Annotated in this window: 1 protein-coding gene; it reads right to left on the bottom strand. The window is 27.7% G+C overall.

Going from position 1 to position 224, the window contains the following annotated elements:
• Nucleotides 1-197: hypothetical protein (locus tag Q4Q55_RS10595; protein ID WP_303372760.1), on the bottom strand; the 197-nt coding region annotated here is incomplete at its 3' end.
• Nucleotides 198-224: the final 27 nt, after the last annotated feature.

Below are 224 nucleotides of genomic sequence, written 5' to 3'. Positions count from 1 at the left end.
AATGATATATCTTTAAAGAAACCAAGATTATATATTTCCCCACCAATGAGTAAAACAACTGCGAAAGCGTTAACTATTAAAGAACTTCCTAAAAGTCCCATTGATGTGGATTTATATGCACCTATTCTTAAAGTAGCCAGCATCATTATTATTAATGCAATAACCACAATAAATTTTGAAATAAACAATATATCCATACTATCTCACTCGATTTTTATTAATAA

It is taken from the genome of Methanobrevibacter sp. (assembly GCF_030539555.1).
GTDB lineage: Archaea > Methanobacteriota > Methanobacteria > Methanobacteriales > Methanobacteriaceae > Methanocatella.
Note: the sequence above shows the minus strand (reverse complement) of the source record. Positions and strands in the feature narration are given on the sequence as shown.